Annotated in this window: 22 protein-coding genes; 13 read left to right on the top strand and 9 right to left on the bottom strand. The window is 45.9% G+C overall.

Annotated elements, in window-relative coordinates; all coding sequences use genetic code 11:
- Positions 1-92: 92 nt before the first annotated feature.
- From G395_RS0116970 to hisH, 6 genes are all read right to left on the bottom strand, one after another.
- Complete coding sequence (locus G395_RS0116970) at positions 93-431, bottom strand: phage holin family protein (RefSeq protein WP_026631146.1); 339 nt, start codon at positions 429-431, stop codon at positions 93-95.
- A gap of 59 nt (positions 432-490) precedes the next feature.
- Positions 491-826, bottom strand: coding sequence for a phage holin family protein (locus tag G395_RS0116965; protein WP_026631145.1), 336 nt, complete (start codon positions 824-826; stop codon positions 491-493).
- 13 nt (positions 827-839) lie between these two features.
- Positions 840-1469 (bottom strand): bifunctional phosphoribosyl-AMP cyclohydrolase/phosphoribosyl-ATP diphosphatase HisIE, encoded by a 630-nt coding sequence (gene hisIE / locus G395_RS0116960; RefSeq protein ID WP_026631144.1) that lies wholly within the window; start codon positions 1467-1469, stop codon positions 840-842.
- Between the two features lie 84 nt (positions 1470-1553).
- On the bottom strand, positions 1554-2327 hold the full coding sequence (gene hisF / locus G395_RS0116955) for an imidazole glycerol phosphate synthase subunit HisF (RefSeq protein WP_026631143.1): 774 nt from the start codon (positions 2325-2327) through the stop codon (positions 1554-1556).
- Positions 2328-2330: 3 nt separating this feature from the next.
- Complete coding sequence (hisA, locus tag G395_RS0116950) at positions 2331-3053, bottom strand: 1-(5-phosphoribosyl)-5-[(5-phosphoribosylamino)methylideneamino]imidazole-4-carboxamide isomerase (RefSeq protein WP_035361608.1); 723 nt, start codon at positions 3051-3053, stop codon at positions 2331-2333.
- Positions 3054-3063: 10 nt separating this feature from the next.
- Positions 3064-3654 carry an imidazole glycerol phosphate synthase subunit HisH gene (gene hisH, locus G395_RS0116945; RefSeq protein WP_026631141.1) on the bottom strand — a complete coding sequence of 197 codons (591 nt, stop codon included), beginning with the start codon at positions 3652-3654 and terminating at the stop codon, positions 3064-3066.
- A gap of 283 nt (positions 3655-3937) precedes the next feature.
- Here hisH and G395_RS0116940 point away from each other — a divergent pair, with 283 nt between their 5' ends.
- The 9 genes from G395_RS0116940 to G395_RS0116905 all read left to right on the top strand — a co-directional run bounded on the left by G395_RS0116940 (position 3938) and on the right by G395_RS0116905 (position 14785).
- Positions 3938-5428 (top strand): M14 family zinc carboxypeptidase, encoded by a 1491-nt coding sequence (locus G395_RS0116940; protein ID WP_035361606.1) that lies wholly within the window; start codon positions 3938-3940, stop codon positions 5426-5428.
- A 117-nt stretch (positions 5429-5545) separates the two neighbouring features.
- Positions 5546-8362, top strand: a complete 2817-nt coding sequence (locus G395_RS0116935) for a TonB-dependent receptor (RefSeq protein WP_026631139.1) — start codon at positions 5546-5548, stop codon at positions 8360-8362.
- Positions 8363-8425: 63 nt separating this feature from the next.
- On the top strand, positions 8426-9772 hold the full coding sequence (locus G395_RS0116930) for a beta-helix domain-containing protein (protein WP_026631138.1): 1347 nt from the start codon (positions 8426-8428) through the stop codon (positions 9770-9772).
- A gap of 213 nt (positions 9773-9985) precedes the next feature.
- On the top strand, positions 9986-10597 hold the full coding sequence (locus G395_RS0116925) for a HupE/UreJ family protein (RefSeq protein WP_026631137.1): 612 nt from the start codon (positions 9986-9988) through the stop codon (positions 10595-10597).
- A gap of 32 nt (positions 10598-10629) precedes the next feature.
- Positions 10630-13011 carry a M1 family metallopeptidase gene (locus G395_RS0116920; protein ID WP_026631136.1) on the top strand — a complete coding sequence of 794 codons (2382 nt, stop codon included), beginning with the start codon at positions 10630-10632 and terminating at the stop codon, positions 13009-13011.
- A 148-nt stretch (positions 13012-13159) separates the two neighbouring features.
- A complete protein-coding gene (locus G395_RS32990) occupies positions 13160-13573 on the top strand; it encodes a Rossmann-fold NAD(P)-binding domain-containing protein (RefSeq protein WP_310588892.1) in 414 nt (137 codons plus the stop codon).
- Between the two features lie 18 nt (positions 13574-13591).
- The gene (locus tag G395_RS32985) at positions 13592-14107 is read left to right on the top strand and encodes an NAD(P)-dependent oxidoreductase (protein WP_310588899.1); all 516 of its coding nucleotides are present in this window, start codon (positions 13592-13594) and stop codon (positions 14105-14107) included.
- 61 nt (positions 14108-14168) lie between these two features.
- The gene (locus G395_RS29640) at positions 14169-14405 is read left to right on the top strand and encodes a hypothetical protein (protein WP_035361604.1); all 237 of its coding nucleotides are present in this window, start codon (positions 14169-14171) and stop codon (positions 14403-14405) included.
- Positions 14387-14785, top strand: coding sequence for a type II toxin-antitoxin system VapC family toxin (locus G395_RS0116905; RefSeq protein WP_026631135.1), 399 nt, complete (start codon positions 14387-14389; stop codon positions 14783-14785). The genes G395_RS29640 and G395_RS0116905 overlap by 19 nt, the downstream gene beginning before the upstream one ends.
- A 2-nt stretch (positions 14786-14787) precedes the next feature.
- Here the strand turns inward: G395_RS0116905 and G395_RS0116900 are convergent, their stop codons facing one another.
- Positions 14788-15000: a hypothetical protein gene (locus G395_RS0116900; protein WP_026631134.1), complete on the bottom strand. Its 213-nt coding sequence runs from the start codon at positions 14998-15000 to the stop codon at positions 14788-14790.
- Positions 15001-15112: 112 nt separating this feature from the next.
- Positions 15113-15502: a LytR/AlgR family response regulator transcription factor gene (locus tag G395_RS0116895; RefSeq protein ID WP_026631133.1), complete on the bottom strand. Its 390-nt coding sequence runs from the start codon at positions 15500-15502 to the stop codon at positions 15113-15115.
- Between the two features lie 309 nt (positions 15503-15811).
- Here G395_RS0116895 and G395_RS29635 point away from each other — a divergent pair, with 309 nt between their 5' ends.
- The 4 genes from G395_RS29635 to G395_RS0116875 all read left to right on the top strand — a co-directional run bounded on the left by G395_RS29635 (position 15812) and on the right by G395_RS0116875 (position 19996).
- Positions 15812-16900, top strand: a complete 1089-nt coding sequence (locus G395_RS29635; protein ID WP_157486723.1) for a sensor histidine kinase — start codon at positions 15812-15814, stop codon at positions 16898-16900.
- The gene (locus G395_RS0116885) at positions 16897-17976 is read left to right on the top strand and encodes a sensor histidine kinase (RefSeq protein WP_026631132.1); all 1080 of its coding nucleotides are present in this window, start codon (positions 16897-16899) and stop codon (positions 17974-17976) included. The genes G395_RS29635 and G395_RS0116885 overlap by 4 nt, the downstream gene beginning before the upstream one ends.
- On the top strand, positions 17973-18770 hold the full coding sequence (locus tag G395_RS0116880) for a LytR/AlgR family response regulator transcription factor (RefSeq protein WP_026631131.1): 798 nt from the start codon (positions 17973-17975) through the stop codon (positions 18768-18770). The genes G395_RS0116885 and G395_RS0116880 overlap by 4 nt, the downstream gene beginning before the upstream one ends.
- A gap of 146 nt (positions 18771-18916) precedes the next feature.
- The gene (locus G395_RS0116875; RefSeq protein WP_229204201.1) at positions 18917-19996 is read left to right on the top strand and encodes a DUF4249 domain-containing protein; all 1080 of its coding nucleotides are present in this window, start codon (positions 18917-18919) and stop codon (positions 19994-19996) included.
- A 60-nt stretch (positions 19997-20056) separates the two neighbouring features.
- Here G395_RS0116875 and G395_RS0116870 read toward each other — a convergent pair whose 3' ends face one another.
- Positions 20057-22330 (bottom strand): ATP-binding cassette domain-containing protein, encoded by a 2274-nt coding sequence (locus tag G395_RS0116870; protein ID WP_229204200.1) that lies wholly within the window; start codon positions 22328-22330, stop codon positions 20057-20059.
- Positions 22331-22391: the final 61 nt, after the last annotated feature.

The raw sequence follows: 22391 nt of genomic DNA, 5'->3' as shown, positions 1-22391 counted from the left end.
TTTAGTTTAATGATGAACCTGAGAAATTTTCAAAAGGAACCCAAAAATAGCAATTTGAGTGAATTTTTTCCCAAAATACTATTTCAAAAGTGTTAATCCTCTTTTATTTTGACAAAACGAACGATAATTCCACGGATAAACTGAATCAGCTTTTCTCTGAAAACAATCCAGATTATCAGTTTCAGAATGAACACTCCCAACAGAATCAGATAGCCCAGATAATCGCTGTCGAGCCATTTGTTCAGGAAAGTCCCGAGTAGAATTACCATCAATATAAGCACTGTAAGCGCGATACAAAGCAGAATGGCGCCATAAAGCCCCATTACAACCGCACGTTCGATCTTGTCCCTTGTTTCGATTTTAAACAGATCGATACGGGTCTCGAAGTACTTAAAAAGCGTGTCCTTAATTTCCTCTAGTTGACTAAGCATAAGCAGTAGTTTTCAATCATGTGTATCAATTTAAGGCTCTTACGGAGCTGGACTTGACACTAATCCAAAAACATACCAAGAATACCTGAAATGATAGAAACGACGAAACCGAAAAGCAATGCAGGAATGAACCCGTCTATGGAAAACCCGGAAACAAGATAGGTGGCAAGGTAAATGATGAAAACGTTCACAACAAAATAGAATAGCCCCAATGTCATGATCGTGATCGGCAGTGCGAGAATCTGCAATACGGGTTTCAAAAATGTGTTTAAAATCCCCAGCACAATAGCTACAATAATGGCGGTGGTTGTGCTCGCCACAACAACTCCCGGAATTAATTTAGCAGCAAGCAAAATTGCTAATGTGCTGATTAACAGACGTATTATTAATTTCATAAGCAGGGTATTTTTATTGATGACGGCTGCGAAGTACGCCAATTACCTCATCTAAGTCAATGTTTTTTTGCTCCAAAAGGACGAGCAGGTGAAAAAGCAAATCGGATACTTCATTTTTGAAAAGGTCCGCGTCGTCATCCTTGGATTCTATCACAACTTCCACTGCCTCTTCTCCCACCTTTTGCGCTATTTTATTGATTCCCTTGCGGAACAGGCTGCTGGTGTAAGACTCGTCGAGGGGGTTTAATTTTCTTTCCCGGATCACTTCCTTTTGCAGGTAATTGAGAAAAGATGCTTCCCCGATTCGGGCATCCTGACTATTTTTTTCCCCAAAACATGTATCTGCTCCGGTGTGGCAAGTAGGGCCGGCCGGAGTTGCCTTTATGAGGATCGTATCGCCATCGCAATCAGCGGCTATCTCGTTCACAAAAAGGAAGTTGCCCGAAGTTTCGCCCTTAGTCCAGAGCCTTTGCTTGCTGCGGCTGAAAAACGTTACGGTCCCCAGTTCCTTCGTTCTTTCAAGTGCTTCCTGGCTCATGTAACCGAGCATCAGCACTTTGCTGGTGTTGATATCCTGAATAATAGCCGGTATAAGCCCGTCCGGGGATTTATTAAAATCAATAGTTGAAAAAGTATCGCTCATTGTAGTTTAGTCATTTGGACAAAGTTGCATTCTTTCCGGCTATTTTAAAGAATGTTGCCGGTAATAGTTACCGAATCTCCCGCTTCAGCGCGTCATACGCATAGGAAGGTTTTTGTCATGAAGGTATTTTTTCAGATCCGGAATATCAATCTCGCGGAAGTGGAAAATGCTTGCTGCCAGCCCTGCGTCGGCTTTTCCGGCAGTAAAAACATCGTAAAAGTGCTCCATATTTCCCGCCCCACCGGAAGCGATCACCGGAATGTTCGCATTTCCGCTGATGGTGGCCGTAAGCTCCAAAGCGAAACCAGCCTTAGTTCCGTCGGTGTCCATCGAAGTCAGTAAAATTTCGCCAGCACCACGGTCTTCCACTTCTTTTGCCCATGGAATAGTCCGGAGTTCGGTTGGCTTGCGTCCGCCATGTGTGTGCACAATGTGCTCCCGGCCATTTTCCGTTTCAATGTAGCGCGTGTCAATCGCAACCACAATGCACTGGCTTCCGAATTCCAGCGAAAGCTCGTTGATGAGATCTGGATTTTTTACCGCCGCTGAGTTAATAGAAACCTTATCGGCCCCGGCGTGCAACAGTGCGGAAACGTCCGCAATAGAAGAAATGCCTCCCCCAACTGTAAACGGAATGTTAATCGTGTGTGCGACTTTCCTGACCAGGTCAATGAATGTGGAACGCCCGTCAACCGTAGCCGTAATGTCCAGATAAACCAGCTCGTCCGCGCCGTGTGCCGCGTACAATGCGCCCAGTTCCACCGCGTCGCCCGCGTCGCGCAGGTTCACAAAATTAACGCCCTTAACTGTCCGCCCGTCCTTCACGTCCAGACATGGAATGATTCGTTTTGTTAGCATATCTTAATTCAAAAAACGCTGTAACTCGCTCAGCTTGATCCGGTTTTCGTAAATTGCTTTTCCGATGATCACGCCGTAAATGTTCATTTCGGCCAGCTTTTCCACATCTTCCAAACCACTTATTCCTCCGCTAGCGATGATTTTCAGGTCGGGACATTTGTCCTGCAAATTTTTATATAGGTCAAACGATGGGCCTTGCAGCAAACCATCCTTCGCCACATCGGTGCTGATCGTGTATTTAACACCTTTATCAACATAATTCTCAACAAAATCGTAAACCCAGATCTCCGTCCCCTCTTCCCAGCCGCTTACCGCCACTTTTTCTTTCTTCGCATCAGCTCCGAGTATGATCTTTTCTCCCCCGTAAACGGAAATCCAGTTCAAAAAAAGCTCAGGATTTTTCACGGCAATGCTTCCGCCGGTAACTTGTTTGGCGCCACTTTCAAAAACCGCTTTCAGATCATCATCCGACTGAACACCTCCGCCAAAATCAACGTGCAGCGAAGTTTTTGATGCAATTTTTTCCAAAACCTTCCAGTTCACCACTTTCTTCGCTTTCGCTCCGTCCAGATCCACCAGGTGTAAACGTTTCAGTCCGGCATCCTGAAATTGCATCGCTACTTCGAGCGGGTTTTCATTGTAAATGGTTTTTTGCCCGTAATCGCCCTGGGTAAGGCGCACGCACTTTCCCTCGATCAGGTCAATGGCTGGTATTATTTCAATCATTTCAAAGGGTTTATACGATGTCTAAAAAGTTTTGAAGGATCTGCTGTCCGGCATCGCCGCTAATCTCACAGTGAAATTGGGCAGCATAAAAATTGTCCCTATGCAGCATAGCACTGAACGGGAGCACATATTCGCAGCTGGCAACGGTGTAATCACAAACCGGCGCGGCATAACTGTGCACAAAGTAAACATAAGCATTGTCGGGCAAACCGGTGGTAAGCGGAGTTTTATAGCCGGTAATGTTGTTCCAGCCCATATGCGGCACCTTTAATCCCGGAGTGGCTGGAAACCGCTTTACGTCCACATCAAAAATGCCCATGCATTCGGTATTGTTTTCTTCCGAAAAACGGCACATAAGCTGCATACCAATGCAGGTTCCGAAAAAAGGTTGTTTTAATGTCGGGATGACTTTATCCAAGCCCACTTTGCGCAAGTAGTTCATCGTCGTGCTGGCCTCTCCCACACCCGGGAAAATGACCTTATCCGCCGAACGGATTTCTTCCTCGTCGTCCGTGTACAGGTAACTTGCGCCAATGCGGTCGAGGGCGTACATGACCGACTGCACATTGCCTGCGTTGTATTTAATAATGACTGTTTTCATCCAATGTGATTTGAGGCAAAACAAAAAAAGCCCGATTTTTGAAAATCGGGCTTCTGGGATACTATGTATTCAACCTTATTACAACACTACTTGCAAAAACACATCACCCAAGACGTCCGAAAGCCAGATGGCCTTGATGAAAATGATGATTTGTTTCAGCTTTAAACATGCACAAATGTAAGTAATAATTGCAAGAAGTAGAAAGCATAGGAACAAATATTAAAATTAAAATTTGCTTAGAAAATTCTTGTACATTGCGATTACAAAACGGTTTTGTACGATCATGCGCATTATAATTTCACAACTATTTTTCTTTCTAATTACCTTGACCACCGTTACATCCCAGGCACAGTCTGACGAGCTGGCGAACCGGCTTTTTAAAGTGCACGACACTTACCGCGAGACCACATTAACACAGCGCCGCTTCAAACAAAAAGACATTCTTCCGCTCATAGCCAAGCGCCAGGGCAACCCGCTTTACAAAATCGAAACCGTCGGCCAATCCTTCGAGGGCAGGACAATACAAATGATCAAAGTCGGGACGGGTAAGAGAAAAGTGCTCCTATGGACCCAAATGCATGGCGATGAGCCCACTGCAACCATGGCGAGCTTTGATATATTTAATTTTTTGGAAGGAAAGAATGACGGTTTCGACGATTTCCGGAAAGAGCTGCTCGAAAAAACAACATTATATTTTGTTCCCATGCTCAACCCCGACGGCGCCGAACGTTACCAGCGCCGCACCATGCAGGGCATCGACATGAACCGTGATGCCGCTTCTCGTCAAACCCCCGAAGCAGTGGTGCTGAAAGGTTTGGTGGATCAATTAAAACCCGATTACGGCTTCAACTTGCACGACCAGAGCCCACGCTATTCGGCTGGCAGAAGCGCCAAGGTTGCGACCATTTCTTTCCTGGCTACTTCCTATGATTACGAGCTAAATATCAACCCCGTTCGCGAGCGTTCCATGCAGCTGATCGTGGGCATGAATAAGGTTTTACAAAAATACATTCCCGGTCAGGTTGCACGCTATTCCGACGATCACGAACCTCGTGGCTTTGGTGATAATGTTCAGAAATGGGGAACCACATTGGTACTGATCGAATCGGGCGGCTATGTAGGCGATCCTGAAAAACAATATATCAGGAAGCTCAATTTCATGGCGATCCTTTCTGCTTTAGATAAAATCGCTGACAACTCCCTGACCAAAGAAAAACGCGACGATTACTATAAAATCCCTGAAAACGGCCGCTGGGTTTATGACCTCGTGGTGCGGAATGCAACGGTGAAGCAATCCGGAAAATCGTTTTTGGCAGATTTGGGCATTAACCGCAATGAAGTAAGTTATTCCAATGCAACTAAGTTTTTTTATTACAGCAAAATAGAAGATTTCGGTGATCTGCACCCGCAATTCGGCAGTGAAGAAATTGATGCAAAAGGATTAACCATTGAAAAAGGCAAGGTCTATCCCACGACATATAAGAATGTAAGCGAGGTCAGCAAACTCAACGCATTAAGCCTGCTCAAACAGGGTTACACCTACGTCCGTCTTGCATCCGACAGCAACACCCGCGCCCTTGGACTGTACTTTACAACAACTCCACTGCACGTGCTGCGAAGCGGACAAGCTGCTCCATCCGGCACGCCGGTATTAGGCAATACAGCCACATTTATCCTCAAAAAAGGTGCCGTAGTGAAGTATGCTGTCATCAATGGCTTTGTTTACGACCTGGACAATTATGAAGCAGGAATTGGAAACGGGATTATTGAGTAAGTCCCTGATTTTAAACAAAAAACCACACCCCGAAATAACCGAGCCATAACATGGGGGTAACATTGGGGTAATATTGGGAGTCTACTTTTGTATCAGAAAATAATTCTGACACAAGACATGAACTTAAAAATTACCTCTCTCTTATTTTTCCTCTTTACTACCACGCTGGTATATGCCCAAACGGGTTCGATTAAGGGGAACATTGTTGATTACAAGACCAAAGAAGCTGTCATTGGAGCCAGCGTTGTTTTAAAAGGCTCCACTCCTCCGATCGGAACGGCAACAGATGTTGAAGGAAATTTCGACATTCAGAATATCCCCACAGGAAAACAGACGGTCATTGTAAGCTACGTTTCTTATAAGCCGAAAGAAATTGCGATTGAAGTTTACCCAAATCAGGCCGTCCTCATTAATACAACTATTGAGGAAGATGTGGCAAACCTGGAAGAGGTTAAGATCGTAGGACAACGTCAATCCTTCACCGACGTTTCTGTAATCACTGAAATTAAGCAAGCAGAGCAAATCGCCGTGGGTATTTCTGCCCAACAAATCCAGAAATCGCAGGACCGCGATGCTTCACAAGTTGTGCGCCGCGTGCCGGGCGTTTCTATCCAGGATGACCGTTTCGTGATCATCCGTGGTTTGAACGAGCGTTACAACACCGTAATGTTAAATGATGCAATCACACCTTCAACAGAGGTTGATGTAAAATCCTTTTCATTTGATCTGATTCCCAGCACGGCCATTGACCGGATGATGATCTACAAATCCGGCGCACCTGAACTTCCAGGTGAATTTGCAGGCGGGATTATCAAAATTTATACAAAAACAATCCCTGACGACAACGGATTTACATTCAGCTTAACGGGCGGTTACCGCGGAAATACCACGTTCAAGAATGTTCTTGACTACGCAGGTTCCTCACTGGACTGGACGGGTTTCGGTGCACCGGACAGAGCACTTCCCAACGGCTTCCCATCTACAAAAAGATTGCAAAGCGAAGGTTCTCCATCAGATGCATCTTTAAATGCATTTCGTAACCTTCCCGAATTTTATGATTTGAAATCGAAATCGGTGACGCCTGATTTGCGCGCTTCACTGGGTTACAACCATAAGTTTGAATTAGGAAATATGAAGTTGACAACATTCAATAATGTCAACTATTCATCAACAAATCAATTTTTGCCAACAACGCAATTCCGTTATCTGAGCTTCGACAAGGAAAAGCAAAAATCAGACATTCAAAGCGCTTATCAGGATGAGTTGTATCAAAACAATGTCCGTCTGGGCGTCATGTCCAACTGGGCTTTGATCATCAATCCGAATCACAAGATCGAATTCAGAAACCTGTTCAATCAGCTTTCTAATAAAGAGACCAACTTCCGCCAGGGTTACAATACAGACAATGATGTGGAAGTTCAAAATTACGCATTCCGTTACGAGTCGAAGAGCATTTACTCAGGCCAGTTAGGCGGGACCCACGAGTTGGGCGCACATACGACATTGAAATGGCTTGGCGCATTGGGAACAACATTCCGTAGCGAACCTGATTACCGCCGCTTTATTTCAACCCGTTCCATCGGTAGCACTGGCCCTTTCCAGGTGGAACTTGTTCCGGGAAGCAACGCCAGCTTGACAAGAGGTGCCAGATTTTACTCTGAATTAACTGAATATACCAGTTCATTCCGTGCCGATCTTGAACACCGCATCGAACGCAGCGGCTATGAAGACGACGAGAGCATGCAAATAAAATTGCGTGCAGGGGCTTATGGCGAGCTTAAAGACAGGGCTTTCAAAGCGAGATGGTTTAACCTGACCAATTCCGGTAATGCTTCTCAGGAATTGCTTGGACAGGCACCAGCGCAGCTTTTCGATTCACAGAACATTGCTGGCGACAAACTTTATTATGCAGAAAGAACCAACACAGATGATAAATATACTGCGCAAAACACATTAATGGCAGGTTATCTGGGTTCTTATATTCCTTTTACCAAAAAATTCAATGTTTCGGTTGGTCTGCGTGTTGAGAACAACATTCAGAAACTGCAAAGCAGGCAGCGTGGAAGTGGCGCACGCATTCGTGTTAACAACCCGATCTTCCGTTTCCTTCCTTCTGCGAACTTAGCTTACAACTTCACCGAAAAATCGCTGGTAAGACTAGCCTACTCGGTTTCTGTAAACCGTCCTGAGTTCCGCGAACTGGCGCCATTTACTTACTATGACTTTAACTTCGATGTATCCCGTGTGGGTAATCCGAACCTGAAAACGCCTTCGATCCAGAATGTTGACCTTCGCTATGAGTTCTATCCGAAAGATGGGGAAATGATCTCGGTTGCAGCATTCTACAAGCACTTTGTTAACCCGATCGAAACGCGTATCCGCTACGCAGGCTCAGGTGTGTCGTTCTATGTGGATAATGCAAAGTCTGCTTACACAGCCGGTGCAGAAATCGAACTGCGCAAATCCCTTAAAAACCTGACCGTTTCCCCATTCGTGGATAACCTGAGTGTGTTGCTGAATGCATCTGTCATCCATAGTAATGTATTAACAGGCTTTGCGGGACAGGAAAATGACCGCCAGTTACAGGGACAATCTCCTTACCTGATCAATGCAGGTCTTTACTACAATGACGTAAACCGCGGATGGCAGGTGAACGCACTTTACAATGTGGTGGGCCGCAGGATCTTCCTGGTAGGCGATAAGGATTTGCAGCCAACAGTATACGAAATGCCAAGGAATATCATTGACCTGAATATTGTGAAAGCATTAGGAGAACATCTTGAAATTAAGCTGGGAATCCAGGACCTGCTTAACCAGCGTTTCCGCCTGATCCAGGATAGCAACCAAGACCAGAACATTACCGACGTAGATGAGACATACCAAAGCTTCAAAAGAGGAAGCTACTCAACCATTGGCGTTACGTACAAATTTTAATTAAGTCCTGAACCCGCTCTTTTATCACAAAAAACTTTAAACAGAAAAACAAACAATTGAATTATGAAAAACACAGGTAAACTTTTAAGCTTGCTGATGTTGGGGCTTACCATTTTCGGATCTATCTCTTGCACAAATGATGACGATGATGACGAGGAGCCGATTGTAACACCGGTGGGTGAAATAAAAACCGTTACAGGCAAAATCACTGCCAATACGACCTGGTCTGCTTCGAACCAATACTTGCTTTCAGGATTTGTATATGTTGAATCTGGCGCAATATTGACTATTGAACCGGGAACAATCATCAAAGGTGATGGAAACCAAAAAGGCTCTCTGATCATAAAGCCAGGCGGAAAAATTGTTGCCGTAGGAACTGCTGATAAGCCTATCATTTTTACATCGAGCAAGCCAGCAGGTCAGCGTAAAGCGGGTGACTGGGGTGGTTTGATCTTACTTGGAAAAGCTCCGGTTAACAAGCCAGATGCAGTAATCGAAGGTGAAAACCAATCGACATTCGGCGGAACGGATGCAGCCGACAATTCAGGACAACTGAAATATGTTCGTATTGAGTTTGCTGGTATCGCTTACGAAACGGATAAAGAGATCAACGGTCTTACATTTGGTGGAGTTGGTTCAGGAACTGAGATCGATTATGTACAGGTTTCTTACTCGGGTGATGATTCATACGAATGGTTTGGTGGAGCAGTAAATGCGAAACACCTTATCGCTTACCGTGGCCTGGATGATGATTTTGATACGGATAACGGTTTTTCAGGAAACGTACAATACGGTTTTATCCTGCGCGACCCGGCAGTAGCTGACTTGGCAGGTGATTCAAATGGTTTTGAGTCAGATAATGACAATGCCGGATCTGAAAAAACACCTCAAACTTCTGCGAAATTTGCTAACATAACAATCGCAATGGCAGAAGGAACGCCTAACGCGAAATTCGCATCAGCAATCCGCGTGAGAAAAAATTCTGCTATCTCGGTTTACAATACATTGGTAACTGGCGCCTGGCCACGTTCAGCTGTGAGAATAGAAGGCGCACCTTCTGTTGCAAACTTCACGACTGGCAAGATCAAAATGGATGGTAATGCGGTAGCAATCACCGGCACTCCGAAAGAAGGTGTTATTGAAGGCATTACTGAGGCGCTTTTCGCTCCTGCTGCAAGCAAAAACAAAGTTGCGGCTGTTGCTGATCTTAAACTGCCTGCCGGATATAACTCGATCACTGCTAAGCCAGGTCTTCTTCCAACAACAGGTTCCGCTTTATTGACCGGCGGTGCAACATTGCCAGCAGGATTTGAAGCAAACACAGTGGTAGGTGCTTTCGGAGCAACCGACTGGACTGACAAATGGGCTAACTGGGATCCACAGAATGCCAACTACGAAATTCAGAAATAAATAATAGTCTTATATAATTGGTGTCAGAATTTCGAAAGGCCGGGGGCAGATGCTCCCGGTCTTTTTTTTGCTTCTGGCCGTTTTGAATGGCTTCCGCATTGCTTCGTGTACGCACTTCTATTGTAATAATGACATGAATAGAATATATTCGAATTCCTTTTTTTGTCTTGACAAGTATTCTGTTTTAATGCCGATCCACTTTACAACTTATTAATGTCCGAATTCCAGGCTTACTTACAACTAGGTTTTAGTCACATTACCGATTCCTTAGGCTATGATCATATCCTGTTTATCATGGCGCTTTGCACTGTTTACACACTTATCGACTGGAAAAAAGTAATCATCCTCGTCACGGCTTTTACCATTGGGCATTCCATCACGCTTGCGCTGGCCACGATGGGCTTTGTAAATGTGAATCCCGACTGGATTGAGCTCTTGATCCCGGTTACCATTGTGATCACGGCGTCTCTTAATTTTTTTTATAAAGTACAAAAAGCCGGTCTGGCGTCGAGTGAAAAAGCTTCCAACATTCGCTATCCGCTTGCTTTATTCTTTGGGTTGATTCATGGTCTTGGGTTTTCCAATTATCTGCGAACATTGCTGGGTAAGGAAGCTGAAATCTTCAATCCGCTGCTGGGTTTTAATGTCGGACTGGAACTGGGGCAGCTGATTATCGTCTTTATTATTTTATCAATCGCATTTGTTGTGATTGAAATACTAAGAGTGCAGCGGCTGAGCTGGATACATATTTTGTCGGGCATCATTGTCGGCATGTCGCTCTCGCTGATCATTAATAACGAATTCCTGCAAAGCCTTTTATCCTAACATTTCTGCATTATTCTCAATAACCAACTAATATGAAAAAAGCACTTCTCCCGTTACTGATCCTGCTGATAACGGTTTCTGCGATGGCACAGCAGCTTCCGATGAATCCCAATTACAAGGCGAATGATCGTTTTGAACAGCTGGGCACCATACTCCCGACTCCCAATTCCACCCGCGCCGCATCCGGTGCACCGGGACGTGAATACTGGCAGCAACGCGCTGATTACGACATTAAGGTGGAACTCGATGACGACAACCGTCAGATCATCGGCTCCGAAACCATTACATTTTACAACAATTCCCCGGACGATCTGAAATACATCTGGCTGCAACTGGATCAAAACCTTTTCAAAAAAGACGGAATTGGCGCCACTTCCAGGACCGGTGCCATTAACGAAAAAGGCATGAGCCCGGCTCAGCTAGCTGCATTGAATAACGGCAGAGGCTCATCATTGGACCCAAAAACAGAATATGGTTATAAGATTGGCGCAGTAAAAGACAAAGCCGGAAAAGCATTGCCTTACACCATCAATGGCACAATGATGCGCATTGATTTGCCAGCGATAATGAAACCGGGAACAAGCTTCGTTTTTGGCGTTAGCTGGACTTATAACATTACAGAATACTACGGTCGCAGCGGATATGAGTTTTTTCCAAAAGACGGCAATGCCAACTATTTCATCGCACACTGGTTCCCCCGCCTGGCTCCCTATGACGACATTAATGGCTGGAACCACAAGCAATTCCTGGGACAAGGCGAGTTTGCATTGATTTTTGGTAACTATAAAGTAGCCATCACCGCTCCCGCCGACCACGTGGTTGCAGCCAGCGGCGAATGCCAGAACTACGCACAGGTTTTGACTGCAACACAAAAACAACGTTTGAAGCAAGCTGAAACTTCCAAAACGCCCGTTTTGATCGTTACGCAGGCAGAAGCAGAAAAAGCTGAAAAACGCGAAAACAAAAACCCAGGCAAGAAAACGTGGATTTACAAAGCAGATAATGTGCGCGATTTCGCCTTTGCGAGCAGCCGGAAATTCATCTGGGACGCCATGCAAACCGATGTTTACAAAAGCGGCCGTAAAATCTGGTGTATGTCTATTTATCCAAAAGAAGGGAATCCGCTTTGGGAACAATATTCGACCCGTGCCGTTGCCCATACATTGAAATCTTACGGCGCACGCACATTCGAATATCCTTATCCGGTTGCAATCTCATGCCATGGCGTAGCAGGCGGCGGGATGGAATATCCGATGATCAGCTTCAACGGCGGTCGCCCGGAGGAAGACGGGACTTACAGTGAGGCCGTGAAATATGGCATGATCGGGGTGATTATTCATGAAGTAGGGCACAACTTCTTTCCTATGATCGTGAATTCCGATGAGCGTCAATGGGCTTGGATGGACGAGGGCTTGAATACATTCTGCCAATATCTGGCTGAGAAAGAGTGGGATTACAACTTCCCTACCCGCCGCGGCGAGCCTAACCAGATCACAGATTATATGTCGTCTGACAAATCGGTACTGACGCCTATTATGGCTTCCGCAGAAAATGTAATCGGCTTGGGACCAAATGCTTACGCAAAACCTGCCACAGCACTCAACATTCTCCGCGAAACCGTGATGGGTCGTGAACTGTTCGACCATGCATTCAAAGAATATGCAACGCGCTGGAAATTTAAAAGCCCATCCCCGGCCGACTTTTTCCGCACCATGGAAGATGCCTCAGGCGTGGATCTGGACTGGTTCTGGAAAGGCTGGTTTTATGGAACAGAGGCTGTGGACCAGGATCTCGTAAGCGTGGATTGGTTTAGCATTGATACGCAAAATCCCGAAGTAGAAAAGGAAATCGCCAGGAAAGAAGCTGCGCGCAAGCAGCAGACAATGAGTAAAATGCAGGATGCCAAAACCAAGGGCGAAACCGTGGTTGCACAGGATTCCACCATGGCCGACTTCTACAACCGCTACGATCCATTCAAGGTTACGGAAGCGGACAAGCAGAAATACAACCAATACCTGGCGACACTTTCGGACAACGAAAAGGCGCTGATCCAGGAAAACAGCAATTTTTACACGCTTTCTATCAAAAACAAAGGCGGATTACCCATGCCGGTGATCGTGAAAATGGGTTTTGAAGACGGCACTGATTCTGTGGCCGTATTCCCTGCCGAAATTTGGCGCTTCAACGACGCACAGGTTAATAAGGTGATTTCGACCAAAAAGAAAGTCGTGCAATGGACATTGGACCCATACCAGCAAATTGCAGACATTGATACAGAAAACAACGCCTTCCCGCGCGTAGCTGCGCCCACAAGGTTCCAGATCTTCAAGCAGCAGCAACTAAAAAAGACGCCTAACCCGATGCAAATGCAGGGAACCGGCGCCGGAAAAATCACCACCGATCCGAAGAATTAAAGCTTTTTTAACAAAAAACGAAACCTCCCCGAGCCTTGTTTCGGGGAGGTTTTTTTATGTTATTTCAAAATGGATTCTATGTAATTTCAAAATGGAAGTCATGTAATTCAAAATTCAATTTATAAACGATTACAATTCAATACATAGCATGAACATCGTAATTCTTGACGGCTACACCCTTAATCCTGGTGACCTGGACTGGGCACCGATCCATAAGCTGGGGCATGCCGATATTTATGACCGCTCTAATTCAGAGGAAATTGTCGGACGGGCGAAAGACGCGGAGGTGCTTTTGGTAAATAAGGTCGTGCTGACAGAGGCGATCCTGGATCAACTGCCGAAATTGAAATACATTGGTGTGATGGCGACGGGATTTAATAATATCGATATCAATGCAGCCCGAAAACACAACATTACAGTTACCAATGTGAAGGCATATGGCCCTGCTTCCGTGGCGCAGCAGACATTTGCGTTGCTGCTGGCGGTTGTAAACCACGCCGAGCTGCACAGCCAAAGCGTTTTCGCGGGCGACTGGGCCGCTTCACCGGATTTTTGTTACTAGAAAACGCCATTAACCGAGCTGGCAGGAAAAACAATGGGATTGATCGGCTTGGGAGACATTGGATCACAGGTTGCGAAAATTGCGCTGGCATTCGGGATGAATGTGATTGCATACAGGAAGCATCCCACGCCAACAGAAGGAGTTGAAATGGTTTCGCTGGAAGAAGTTTTTGAAAAAAGTAATGTCGTGAGCCTGCATTGCCCCTTAACCGACGAAACAAAAGAGATCGTCAACAAAGAGCGGCTAGCCCGCATGAAGCGTAACGCTATCATTCTCAACACCGGCCGCGGCCCACTCATCCAGGAGCACGACCTTGCAGAAGCACTGAAAAACGGCACCATCGCCGGAGCCGGACTGGATGTCTTATCCACAGAACCGGCCAAATCCGATAACCCCTTACTTTCCGCACCCAACTGCATCATCACCCCCCACGTAGCCTGGGCCACATTCGAAGCCAGAAAACGCCTGCTACAAATGGTAGCCGACAACCTCGAAAACTTCATGCACGATGAACCGGAGAATGTGGTTTCGTAAAACCATTTAGAGGAACATTTATAATCCGAAATGTTTATATTTGACTACAAACTAAAAGATTATGCTTACCGCAGTTGAAGGAATTTACGAGAACGGACAGATTATCCTGAAAGAGAAACCGGCCGTTAAACAGCGTGTTAAAGTTTTTGTAACTTTCACAGATGAGGTCGCGGAAGAAGAAAAAAAATCAATGCCCCGCCCTTCTACGCAATTGAGAGGAGCCTGGAAAGACGCGGACAAGAAAGAAATCCAAAGCTACTTCGACAATATCAGGACTGAATGGGAAAGAGATATCTGATTGACACCAATGTTGTTACAAAATATTTAACCGAAGAACTTTCCGAGAATGGTCTTGATCTGATCGATTCGATAATAGATGCAGGCGACGCCCAAATCTCCGTCATATCCAGGATTGAATTATTAGGCTTTGCTCCAAAAAGCGATCATCTCGCTCAGTTTATTAAGCAGTTTCTTCAAATCTTCAATGAATTTGGCATTGCTGAGGATATCGTGCAAAAGACGATTAAAATACGAAAAGCTTACAGGATCAAAATTCCCGATGCAATCATTGCTGCGACCGCATTAACCAGCGACCTGATCCTGCTTTCAGATAATGATTCAGATTTTGGAAAAGTGTCTGGGTTAAAATACATTAACCCAAGAAAATACACTTTATAATCCTACTTCCTGGTCTTCTTCCCCTTACCCCAGTTCTTTTTCATCTTGGTATAGGACTTCTTGCTGACTGTTTTTTTGCTTTTGGGGCGGGAGGTTCCTTTTTTCTTTCGGGCGTTGATGTTGTTGACGAGGGAGTTTTTGACGCCTAATTTGTTCTTTTTCTTGCCGCTGGTCTTTGCTTTTGTACCGCCTTTTTTCTTTGCCTTCTTAGCCATAATCGATGCCGTGTTAAGTGTTTCGGCCAGACATTAAATATCTGTGCCCGCCCGCCGGGAAACGAAAAAGCCCCGGACCTTTGCTGATCCGGGGCTTGCTTCTATATAATCCTTACGCTGCCAGGGATTCACCCGCAAGCATTTCATGAATTTCACGCATTCTTCTTCTTGCAATAGGCACCTTCCGTCCACAGCTCAGCAACAGCGTGTCAGGTTCGATTTGCGCCGTAATGTACATTGGATTAACAATGTATGATTTGTGGATCCGGATAAAATCGACATTCAAAATCTCCACCACTACTTTCAGCGTTTTGGACACCAGATATTTCTTGCCCTGACGCGTATGAATGTAAGTGTAGTTCCCTTCCCCTTCCAGAAACGTGATCTCTTGCGCAGAAACCCACAAGATCTTGCCGTGCATGTGCACTGCAATAAGGTGAGCATTGTCAACGTCGGTTGGTTCGGCTGTCCAGGAGAATGGATTCATTAAAGTTGTTTTCATGGCTTAATAGATAAAAGTTAAATTGATTTTAGGGTAATGCCCTGGCTATTAGAATGACACAAAATTCGCTCGCAATTGTTGCGGTGGGAAACAGATATTATCCGTACTGTAAGATTTGGTATCTGTATTACACTTTTTGGCGGATGATCTGTATGTATCGCCGTTTTCACCAATGGTTTACATGAATGTCGGAGGTAAGCAGTTTAGAAGAAGATTAATGACATTTCAGCACTTTTTTTATACAATTGACAGCCGATCCGTTTCTGCCCTATTCCTTGCATTCCTATTTTTGCTGTTCATGTTTTTACTATGATGCGAATCCGGTTCAGGTATTTCGATAAATATTTTGATACGCTTCGAAAAAACCGTCTAAACTTCTTCATTCTTGTATTAGTGATCCCCTGGCTGGTTCCTGTGGTGGGTTACCTGATGTGGGGAAGCATTTACTTTTCGGATCTGCGGGTTTTTCTGGGCGGGAGCTTTATTAACCTTATACTCTGCCTGATAGCCAATCATATCAATCAGATCATCGCCATTATCATTGCCAAAATATATCCCGACACACACCAGTCCGTTTTCCGCGTGTTGTTCTGGTTTGTGCTTTATTCAATTGTTAATGTTTGTATTCTGATGGCGGTGCTGCTGGCCTATGACCAGATCCATTTATTCGGCTTTTCGATCCAGCGTGAACGGGCCATGTGGTCCGTATTCCTGCTTCTTGCGGCTTCGCTGATCGGTGCCGGGCTTACGGAACTGGCTTATACATTCATGCAGTGGAAAACCAATCAGGATGAATTGCAGCAGATGGAGCAGCGGCAATTGCTCTCTGAGCTGGAAGTGGTCAAACAGCAGGTTAACCCGCATTTTTTATTCAATTGCCTTAACTCCCTGTCCGTACTGATCTCAGAATCGCCTGCTACGGCTGAGAAATTCGTGGATGAGATGTCCAAAGTCTACCGCTATCTGCTAAGCGTTAATGGCCCCGACCGCGAAACAAGCATGGTTACGCTCGATGCCGAGCTGCGTTACATCCGCTCCTACATTTACTTACTGGAGACGCGTTTTGAAAACGGCATAAGCATTTCCATTCAAGCTGCGGACCTGTATCTGAATGGCCAAATGGCGCCATTAACATTGCAAACATTGATCGATAATGCGATCCGGCACAACATTATTTCCGCCGACCATCCGCTGCGGATTGCTATCCGGACTACCGCCACCGGCCAGCTGGAAGTGGTCAATAATTTACAAAAAAGGACCGTGCGCACGCCATTCAGCAATGCCGGTCTAGCCACATTGATATCGCGCTATAAAATGCTTTTCAACCAGGCAGGAACCATTCAGATCAAGGAAGAAGGATCAGAATTCACAGTGCTTTTGCCCCTGATCTATACATGATAAAACATTACAGATTTCAGCACATTGGCCAGCTGATATGGCTGAGCCTCTTCGGCAGGTGGATGTTTGTCCTGCTTGTGCCCTGGTTTGTGCCCACGATCAGTTATTTGCTCATCGGTGATCCTTATTTTGCCAGCATCCCGAATTTCATTTTAGGTACATTAATGGTCTTGTCCATGACCATTCTGGCATTTATTCCGCATGACTGGGCGGCGCAATACATTGCCCGGAAATATCCGTCCATCCATTCCTCACTGAAAAGGGCAGTGTACACCGCGCTCTCATTTTGCGTCCTTACGGGCGTTTATGTGACGGCATATGGCCTATTCATCATTCATTTCCGGCCATTAAATGCACAATTGGATTTCGGGAAAATGATAAATGTATATCTGTTTGAAATGCTGGCGATACTGCTTTTGACCTGTTTGTATGAAGTAAATTATTCACTGCGAAAATGGAAAGAGATCAAGATCAATAAAGAGGCCATCAAAAAGGCCGGATTACAGGGACAGCTCCAAAGCCTTAAAAGCCAGGTTAACCCGCATTTTTTGTTTAATAGTCTGAATACACTTTCGGCACTCATCCATGACGAGCCTGCCCGGGCCGAGCAATTTGTGGATGAAATGGCAAAGGTTTACCGTTATCTGCTGCAAACCAACCAGCACGAGCTCACGACGCTGGCCACCGAAATCCGTTTTATCAAATCCTATTATCACCTCCTGCGGACCAGATACGATACGGGACTGGAACTTGTGATTAACGTGAGCGACAGCGCTTTAAACAAATATATTCCGCCTTTAACATTGCAATTACTAGTCGAGAATGCCGTAAAGCACAATACGATTCTGGAAAAAAATCCGCTTCTGATAGCGATCACTTCGATCGACAACGATCAGCTGGAAGTGCGTAATAATCTCTTGGAAAAATCAACCCGCGTAAAATCAACCCGGCTGGGCCTTGCCAACATTGAAGCTAAATACAGGCTGCTGTCCGACAGGCAGCCCGTGATAGACCTGAGCACCGACCACTTTGTCGTACTGTTGCCCTTGCTTATGCAAAATCCTGATAACCAATGAATATCTTAATTGTTGAAGACGAGAAGCTTGCCGTGCGCAAACTCACAAAACTGCTGGAAGAGACCGCTCCGGAATTTGTCATTAAAGGCATTACACCCAGCATTGAAGCTACGGTGGAATGGATTTCGGAAAACCGCGAAAAGGGCAGTGCTGAGCCGGACATTATTTTTCTGGACATTGAGCTGGCAGACGGGCAGAGCTTTGAAATATTTAACCGCATAGAAATCAGGAGCACCGTGATTTTCACGACATCCTATGACGAATATGCACTGCAGGCATTCAAGGTCAACAGCATTGATTATCTGCTGAAACCCGTGCAGCAGGAAGATCTGCAACGCAGCATCAGGAAGTTCTACGACCTTACCGGAAGCCAGCGGAAACAAGAAATGCCAACATTGCCTGCTAACCTGGAAAACATCCTTAAAAACCTCCAATTACAGCAGCCAGCCGCCGATTACCGGAAGCGTTTTCTTGTGAAGCAAGGTGCAAGAATGCTGTCAGTTGAAATTTCAGAAATTGCTTATTTTTACATTGAAGACGGGGTCAGCTTCTTCAAAAACCAGCAGGGTCAAAAGTTCGTCGTGGATTATCGCATGGATGAATTGGAACTGTTTCTCGATCCCGACCGCTTCTTCCGCATCAACCGCGGCCTCATTGTCACCCACCAATCCGTAACCCAGATCCAACCCTACTACAATAACCGCCTGGCCCTGACATTAAAACCAACCTTCGAAAAAGAATCCATTGTAAGCCGGGAAAAAACGAATGATTTTAAGAAATGGATGGGGAAGTAAGGTGGTTACCACAGGCATAAGTAACCATCCGCCGATAAATTTTGGTACATTGTTTCTCGATTTACTGACAATTTCAGAACTTAGTGAGAAAAGTGGCTATGCGAAATCGTTTACTTAAGTTTGTTTCTTTTGCCCTGCTGTTTTTTATGGACAGCTGCATTGAGCCATTCTCTCCGCCGGAGGTCAATTCTGTTGAAAATCACCTGGTTGTGGATGGATTTCTGAATGTGGGGAAGGACACTAGCAGGATAGAACTCAGGAGAACGCAGAATGTAAACCAAACCGCCGGCCCCACGATCGAATCCCATGCAGCCGTCTCCGTTGAATCGGAATCGGGAGAAATTAATGCGTTTACTGAGTCGCGTGCGGGCTTGTATGAGCTTCCGCCACGACAATACAATGCTGCCGACAAATACCGGATCCGGATCAAGACGCAGGATGGAAATGAATATTTGTCTGATTATGTGACGGTTAGTGTTACTCCTGCCATCGACAGCCTGACCACCAAGTTTGACAGCTTCCAGGATGCAATGATATTTTACGTAAACGCCCACGACGCGCAGGGAAAGACACAGTTTTACCGCTGGAAATTTGAAGAAACCTGGGAATATCGTGCGGCCTACCAAACGGGCATCGAAGTGATTGACAAGAAATATGTTTCCCGGATTAAAGACATTAATCAATGTTGGGGAAATATGCGCTCCGGAAGCATTCTGCTTGGGACAACGGTGAAACTTTCCAGTGACATTATCAAAGATCTGCCACTTTTCAAAGTCCCTGTTTCGACTAATAAACTTTACATTAAATACAGCGTGCTGGTGCGACAATATGGCCTTTCCAGGCCTGCGTTCGAATACTGGACCGCACTTTCTAAAACCACACAGGGAACAGGAAGCCTTTTTGATCCCCAGCCTTCGCAGGTTACCGGCAATATCAAAAACATTACAAACGGAAAAGAACTCGTGTTTGGCTACTTCAGTGCATCAACCGAAGAAACGAAAAGGCTTACGATCACACCAAAGCTTGGAAAATTCCCGACCTGCATGATGCCCGATACATTTGATGTAGTGTGCAGCCCTACGAGCAACAGACAATGCGGACTCGAAACTACCTCATTATTATTGTCATACACAGGCCTGAGGGGAGAATTCCTCTTGGGTGCCCCGCCCAGCTGCACCGACTGTCGGGAGCAGGGCGGGACATTGGAAAAACCCAAATTCTGGTAACCGCTGCGCTGGAAAGGATGAGGTAAATGAGGAGATAGCAACCTGGCGCAACGGCCCTGATCAAGCTGTTGCGTTTTTCAGATATAAGCTGGTAATCGATCCTTTCGCACTTAATAATTCGACCGGCGTGCCTTCGAAAACAACTTTTCCACCCTTCGTGCCACCATCCGGCCCCATATCAATGATCCAGTCCGCATTCTTGATCACATCCAGGTTATGCTCGATGACGATCATGGTGTTTCCGGCATCTACAAGGCGGTTCATGATGGAAAGCAGATGCGTTATATCCGACATATGCAGCCCCGTCGTAGGCTCGTCAAGGACGTAAATGCTGCCTTTTTTATGCAGTTCGCTGGCAAGCTTAATGCGCTGACATTCCCCGCCGGATAAAGTGCTTAGCGGCTGGCCAAGCGTAAGATAGTCAAGCCCGACATCGCTCATAGCTTGCAACTTATGCAGAATGTCTTTTTGTGTAAAATAATCCAATGCTTGTAAAACGGTCATTTCGAGAATATCGGAAATGGACTTTCCATCCAGCTTATAAGCCAGGACTTCCTCCTTGAAACGCTTCCCTTCGCAAATTTCGCAAGGTGTTTTGATCCCGTCCATGAAGGCCAGATCGGTGTAAATCACACCCAGCCCCTGACAATTCGGGCAAGCACCCTGCGAATTGAAACTGAATAATGAGGCACTTACGCCATTCTCCTTCGCGAAAGCCTTACGCACGTCGTCCATTACACCCGTATATGTGGCAGGGTTGGAGCGCGTGGATGTTCCCACGGCCGACTGGTCAATGACGATTGCCTTAGGATGTTGTTTCAAAAACACATGATTAATGAGTGAGCTTTTGCCCGAACCGGCCACGCCCGTAACCACTGTCAGCACGCCAACCGGAACGTCCACACTTACATCATGCAGGTTATTGATCTTTGCATTTTTTACAGAAAGCTTGCCCGAAGCTTTGCGGGATTTTTCTTTGAGCAGCAAAGACTGCTTGATATGGCGGCCGGTAAGCGTGTCCGCCTTGACAAGCTCGGCATATGTTCCCTCAAAAACAATGTTACCGCCATTGCTTCCCGCGTGCGGGCCTACATCTACAATGTGGTCCGCGACCTTAATCACATCCGGATCATGCTCGACCACAATCACTGTATTGCCTTTGTCGCGCAATTTCCCCAGCAGTTCATTCAGCCTGTGCACATCGCGCGGATGCAAACCCACACTCGGCTCATCGAAGATATACATAACATCGATCAAGCTGCTACTCAAATGCTTAACCATCTTCACCCGCTGTGATTCTCCGCCCGACAAAGTGGTCGTTTCCCGGTCCAGGCTCAGATATTCCAGGCCAATATCCACTAAATGCTGCAACCTTTCGGATAATGTAGCTACCATGGATGCGGCCAGCGGATCTTTGATTTTACTGATCAATGACACCAGTTCCGACACTTCCATCGCCGACATTTCGGCTATATTCCTGCCATCAATTTTACAGTTCAATGCAGCCTGGCTCAGCCGCGCGCCGTGGCAGGATGGACACGGTTTGAGGGCAATGTAAGGCGCAACACTCTTTTGCGTCCGCTCCGATAATGTCTTAATGTCTCTTTTAATATATGACTTTTCAAATTTCTCGATCACGCCCAGGTAAGTCGCATTCATCGTTCCGCCTCCAACCTGTAACTTGTATTTCAGGTCCTTACCATAGAGCAGCAGCTTCATTTCCTCATCCGTGAAATCTGAAAGTTTTTTATCATTGTCAAAAAACCCCGAACTCGCGTAACTGCTTTTTTCCCAGGTCGCAAACACCGGAACCTGCACGGCGCCTTCGTTGAGGGACTTGGACATGTCCAGAAACGAGTCCGCCACAACGCCCATTTTTTTTCCTATCCCATTACATTCCGGGCACATTCCCTGCGGATCGTTGAATGAAAACGCATTGGAATTCCCGATATGCGGCTTCCCGATCCTGGAAAACAGCAATCGTAACACCGGAGAAATGTCCGTAATCGTGCCCAATGTTGAATGTGAATTCCCGCCTAACCTCCTCTGGTCGACCACAATGGCCATGCTGAGATTTTCAATCGCATCGGCGTGTGGCTGGGCGTATTTGGGGAGAAAATTCCGGATAAACATGCTGAAATTCTCATTCAGCTGGCGTTGCGCCTCCGTGGCGATCGTATCGAAAACGATGGACGACTTCCCAGATCCCGACACGCCTGTGAAGATGGTGATCTTGCGTTTCGGAATGCGCAGTGAAACGTTTTTCAGATTGTTTTCACGGGCACCCCGGATTTCAATAAATTCCTGATACATGGCTTTTTGTTTATGATTCATGGCTTGCCACAGAACAAGGTAATTCTGTGCTATTCTTCCGCTCAAATGAGCTATTTATCCG

This window comes from Dyadobacter alkalitolerans DSM 23607, from assembly GCF_000428845.1.
GTDB lineage: Bacteria > Bacteroidota > Bacteroidia > Cytophagales > Spirosomataceae > Dyadobacter > Dyadobacter alkalitolerans.
This window is presented reverse-complemented; position numbering and strand designations above follow the sequence as displayed.

Coding starts and splice junctions, on each gene's coding strand:
- G395_RS0116970 (WP_026631146.1), bottom strand. CDS start 431: ATGCTTAGTCAACTAGAGGAAATTAAGGACACGCTTTTTAAGTACTTC.
- G395_RS0116965 (WP_026631145.1), bottom strand. CDS start 826: ATGAAATTAATAATACGTCTGTTAATCAGCACATTAGCAATTTTGCTT.
- hisIE (WP_026631144.1), bottom strand. CDS start 1,469: ATGAGCGATACTTTTTCAACTATTGATTTTAATAAATCCCCGGACGGG.
- hisF (WP_026631143.1), bottom strand. CDS start 2,327: ATGCTAACAAAACGAATCATTCCATGTCTGGACGTGAAGGACGGGCGG.
- hisA (WP_035361608.1), bottom strand. CDS start 3,053: ATGATTGAAATAATACCAGCCATTGACCTGATCGAGGGAAAGTGCGTG.
- hisH (WP_026631141.1), bottom strand. CDS start 3,654: ATGAAAACAGTCATTATTAAATACAACGCAGGCAATGTGCAGTCGGTC.
- G395_RS0116940 (WP_035361606.1), top strand. CDS start 3,938: ATGCGCATTATAATTTCACAACTATTTTTCTTTCTAATTACCTTGACC.
- G395_RS0116935 (WP_026631139.1), top strand. CDS start 5,546: ATGAACTTAAAAATTACCTCTCTCTTATTTTTCCTCTTTACTACCACG.
- G395_RS0116930 (WP_026631138.1), top strand. CDS start 8,426: ATGAAAAACACAGGTAAACTTTTAAGCTTGCTGATGTTGGGGCTTACC.
- G395_RS0116925 (WP_026631137.1), top strand. CDS start 9,986: ATGTCCGAATTCCAGGCTTACTTACAACTAGGTTTTAGTCACATTACC.
- G395_RS0116920 (WP_026631136.1), top strand. CDS start 10,630: ATGAAAAAAGCACTTCTCCCGTTACTGATCCTGCTGATAACGGTTTCT.
- G395_RS32990 (WP_310588892.1), top strand. CDS start 13,160: ATGAACATCGTAATTCTTGACGGCTACACCCTTAATCCTGGTGACCTG.
- G395_RS29640 (WP_035361604.1), top strand. CDS start 14,169: ATGCTTACCGCAGTTGAAGGAATTTACGAGAACGGACAGATTATCCTG.
- G395_RS0116905 (WP_026631135.1), top strand. CDS start 14,387: ATGGGAAAGAGATATCTGATTGACACCAATGTTGTTACAAAATATTTA.
- G395_RS0116900 (WP_026631134.1), bottom strand. CDS start 15,000: ATGGCTAAGAAGGCAAAGAAAAAAGGCGGTACAAAAGCAAAGACCAGC.
- G395_RS0116895 (WP_026631133.1), bottom strand. CDS start 15,502: ATGAAAACAACTTTAATGAATCCATTCTCCTGGACAGCCGAACCAACC.
- G395_RS29635 (WP_157486723.1), top strand. CDS start 15,812: ATGATGCGAATCCGGTTCAGGTATTTCGATAAATATTTTGATACGCTT.
- G395_RS0116885 (WP_026631132.1), top strand. CDS start 16,897: ATGATAAAACATTACAGATTTCAGCACATTGGCCAGCTGATATGGCTG.
- G395_RS0116880 (WP_026631131.1), top strand. CDS start 17,973: ATGAATATCTTAATTGTTGAAGACGAGAAGCTTGCCGTGCGCAAACTC.
- G395_RS0116875 (WP_229204201.1), top strand. CDS start 18,917: ATGGACAGCTGCATTGAGCCATTCTCTCCGCCGGAGGTCAATTCTGTT.
- G395_RS0116870 (WP_229204200.1), bottom strand. CDS start 22,330: ATGAATCATAAACAAAAAGCCATGTATCAGGAATTTATTGAAATCCGG.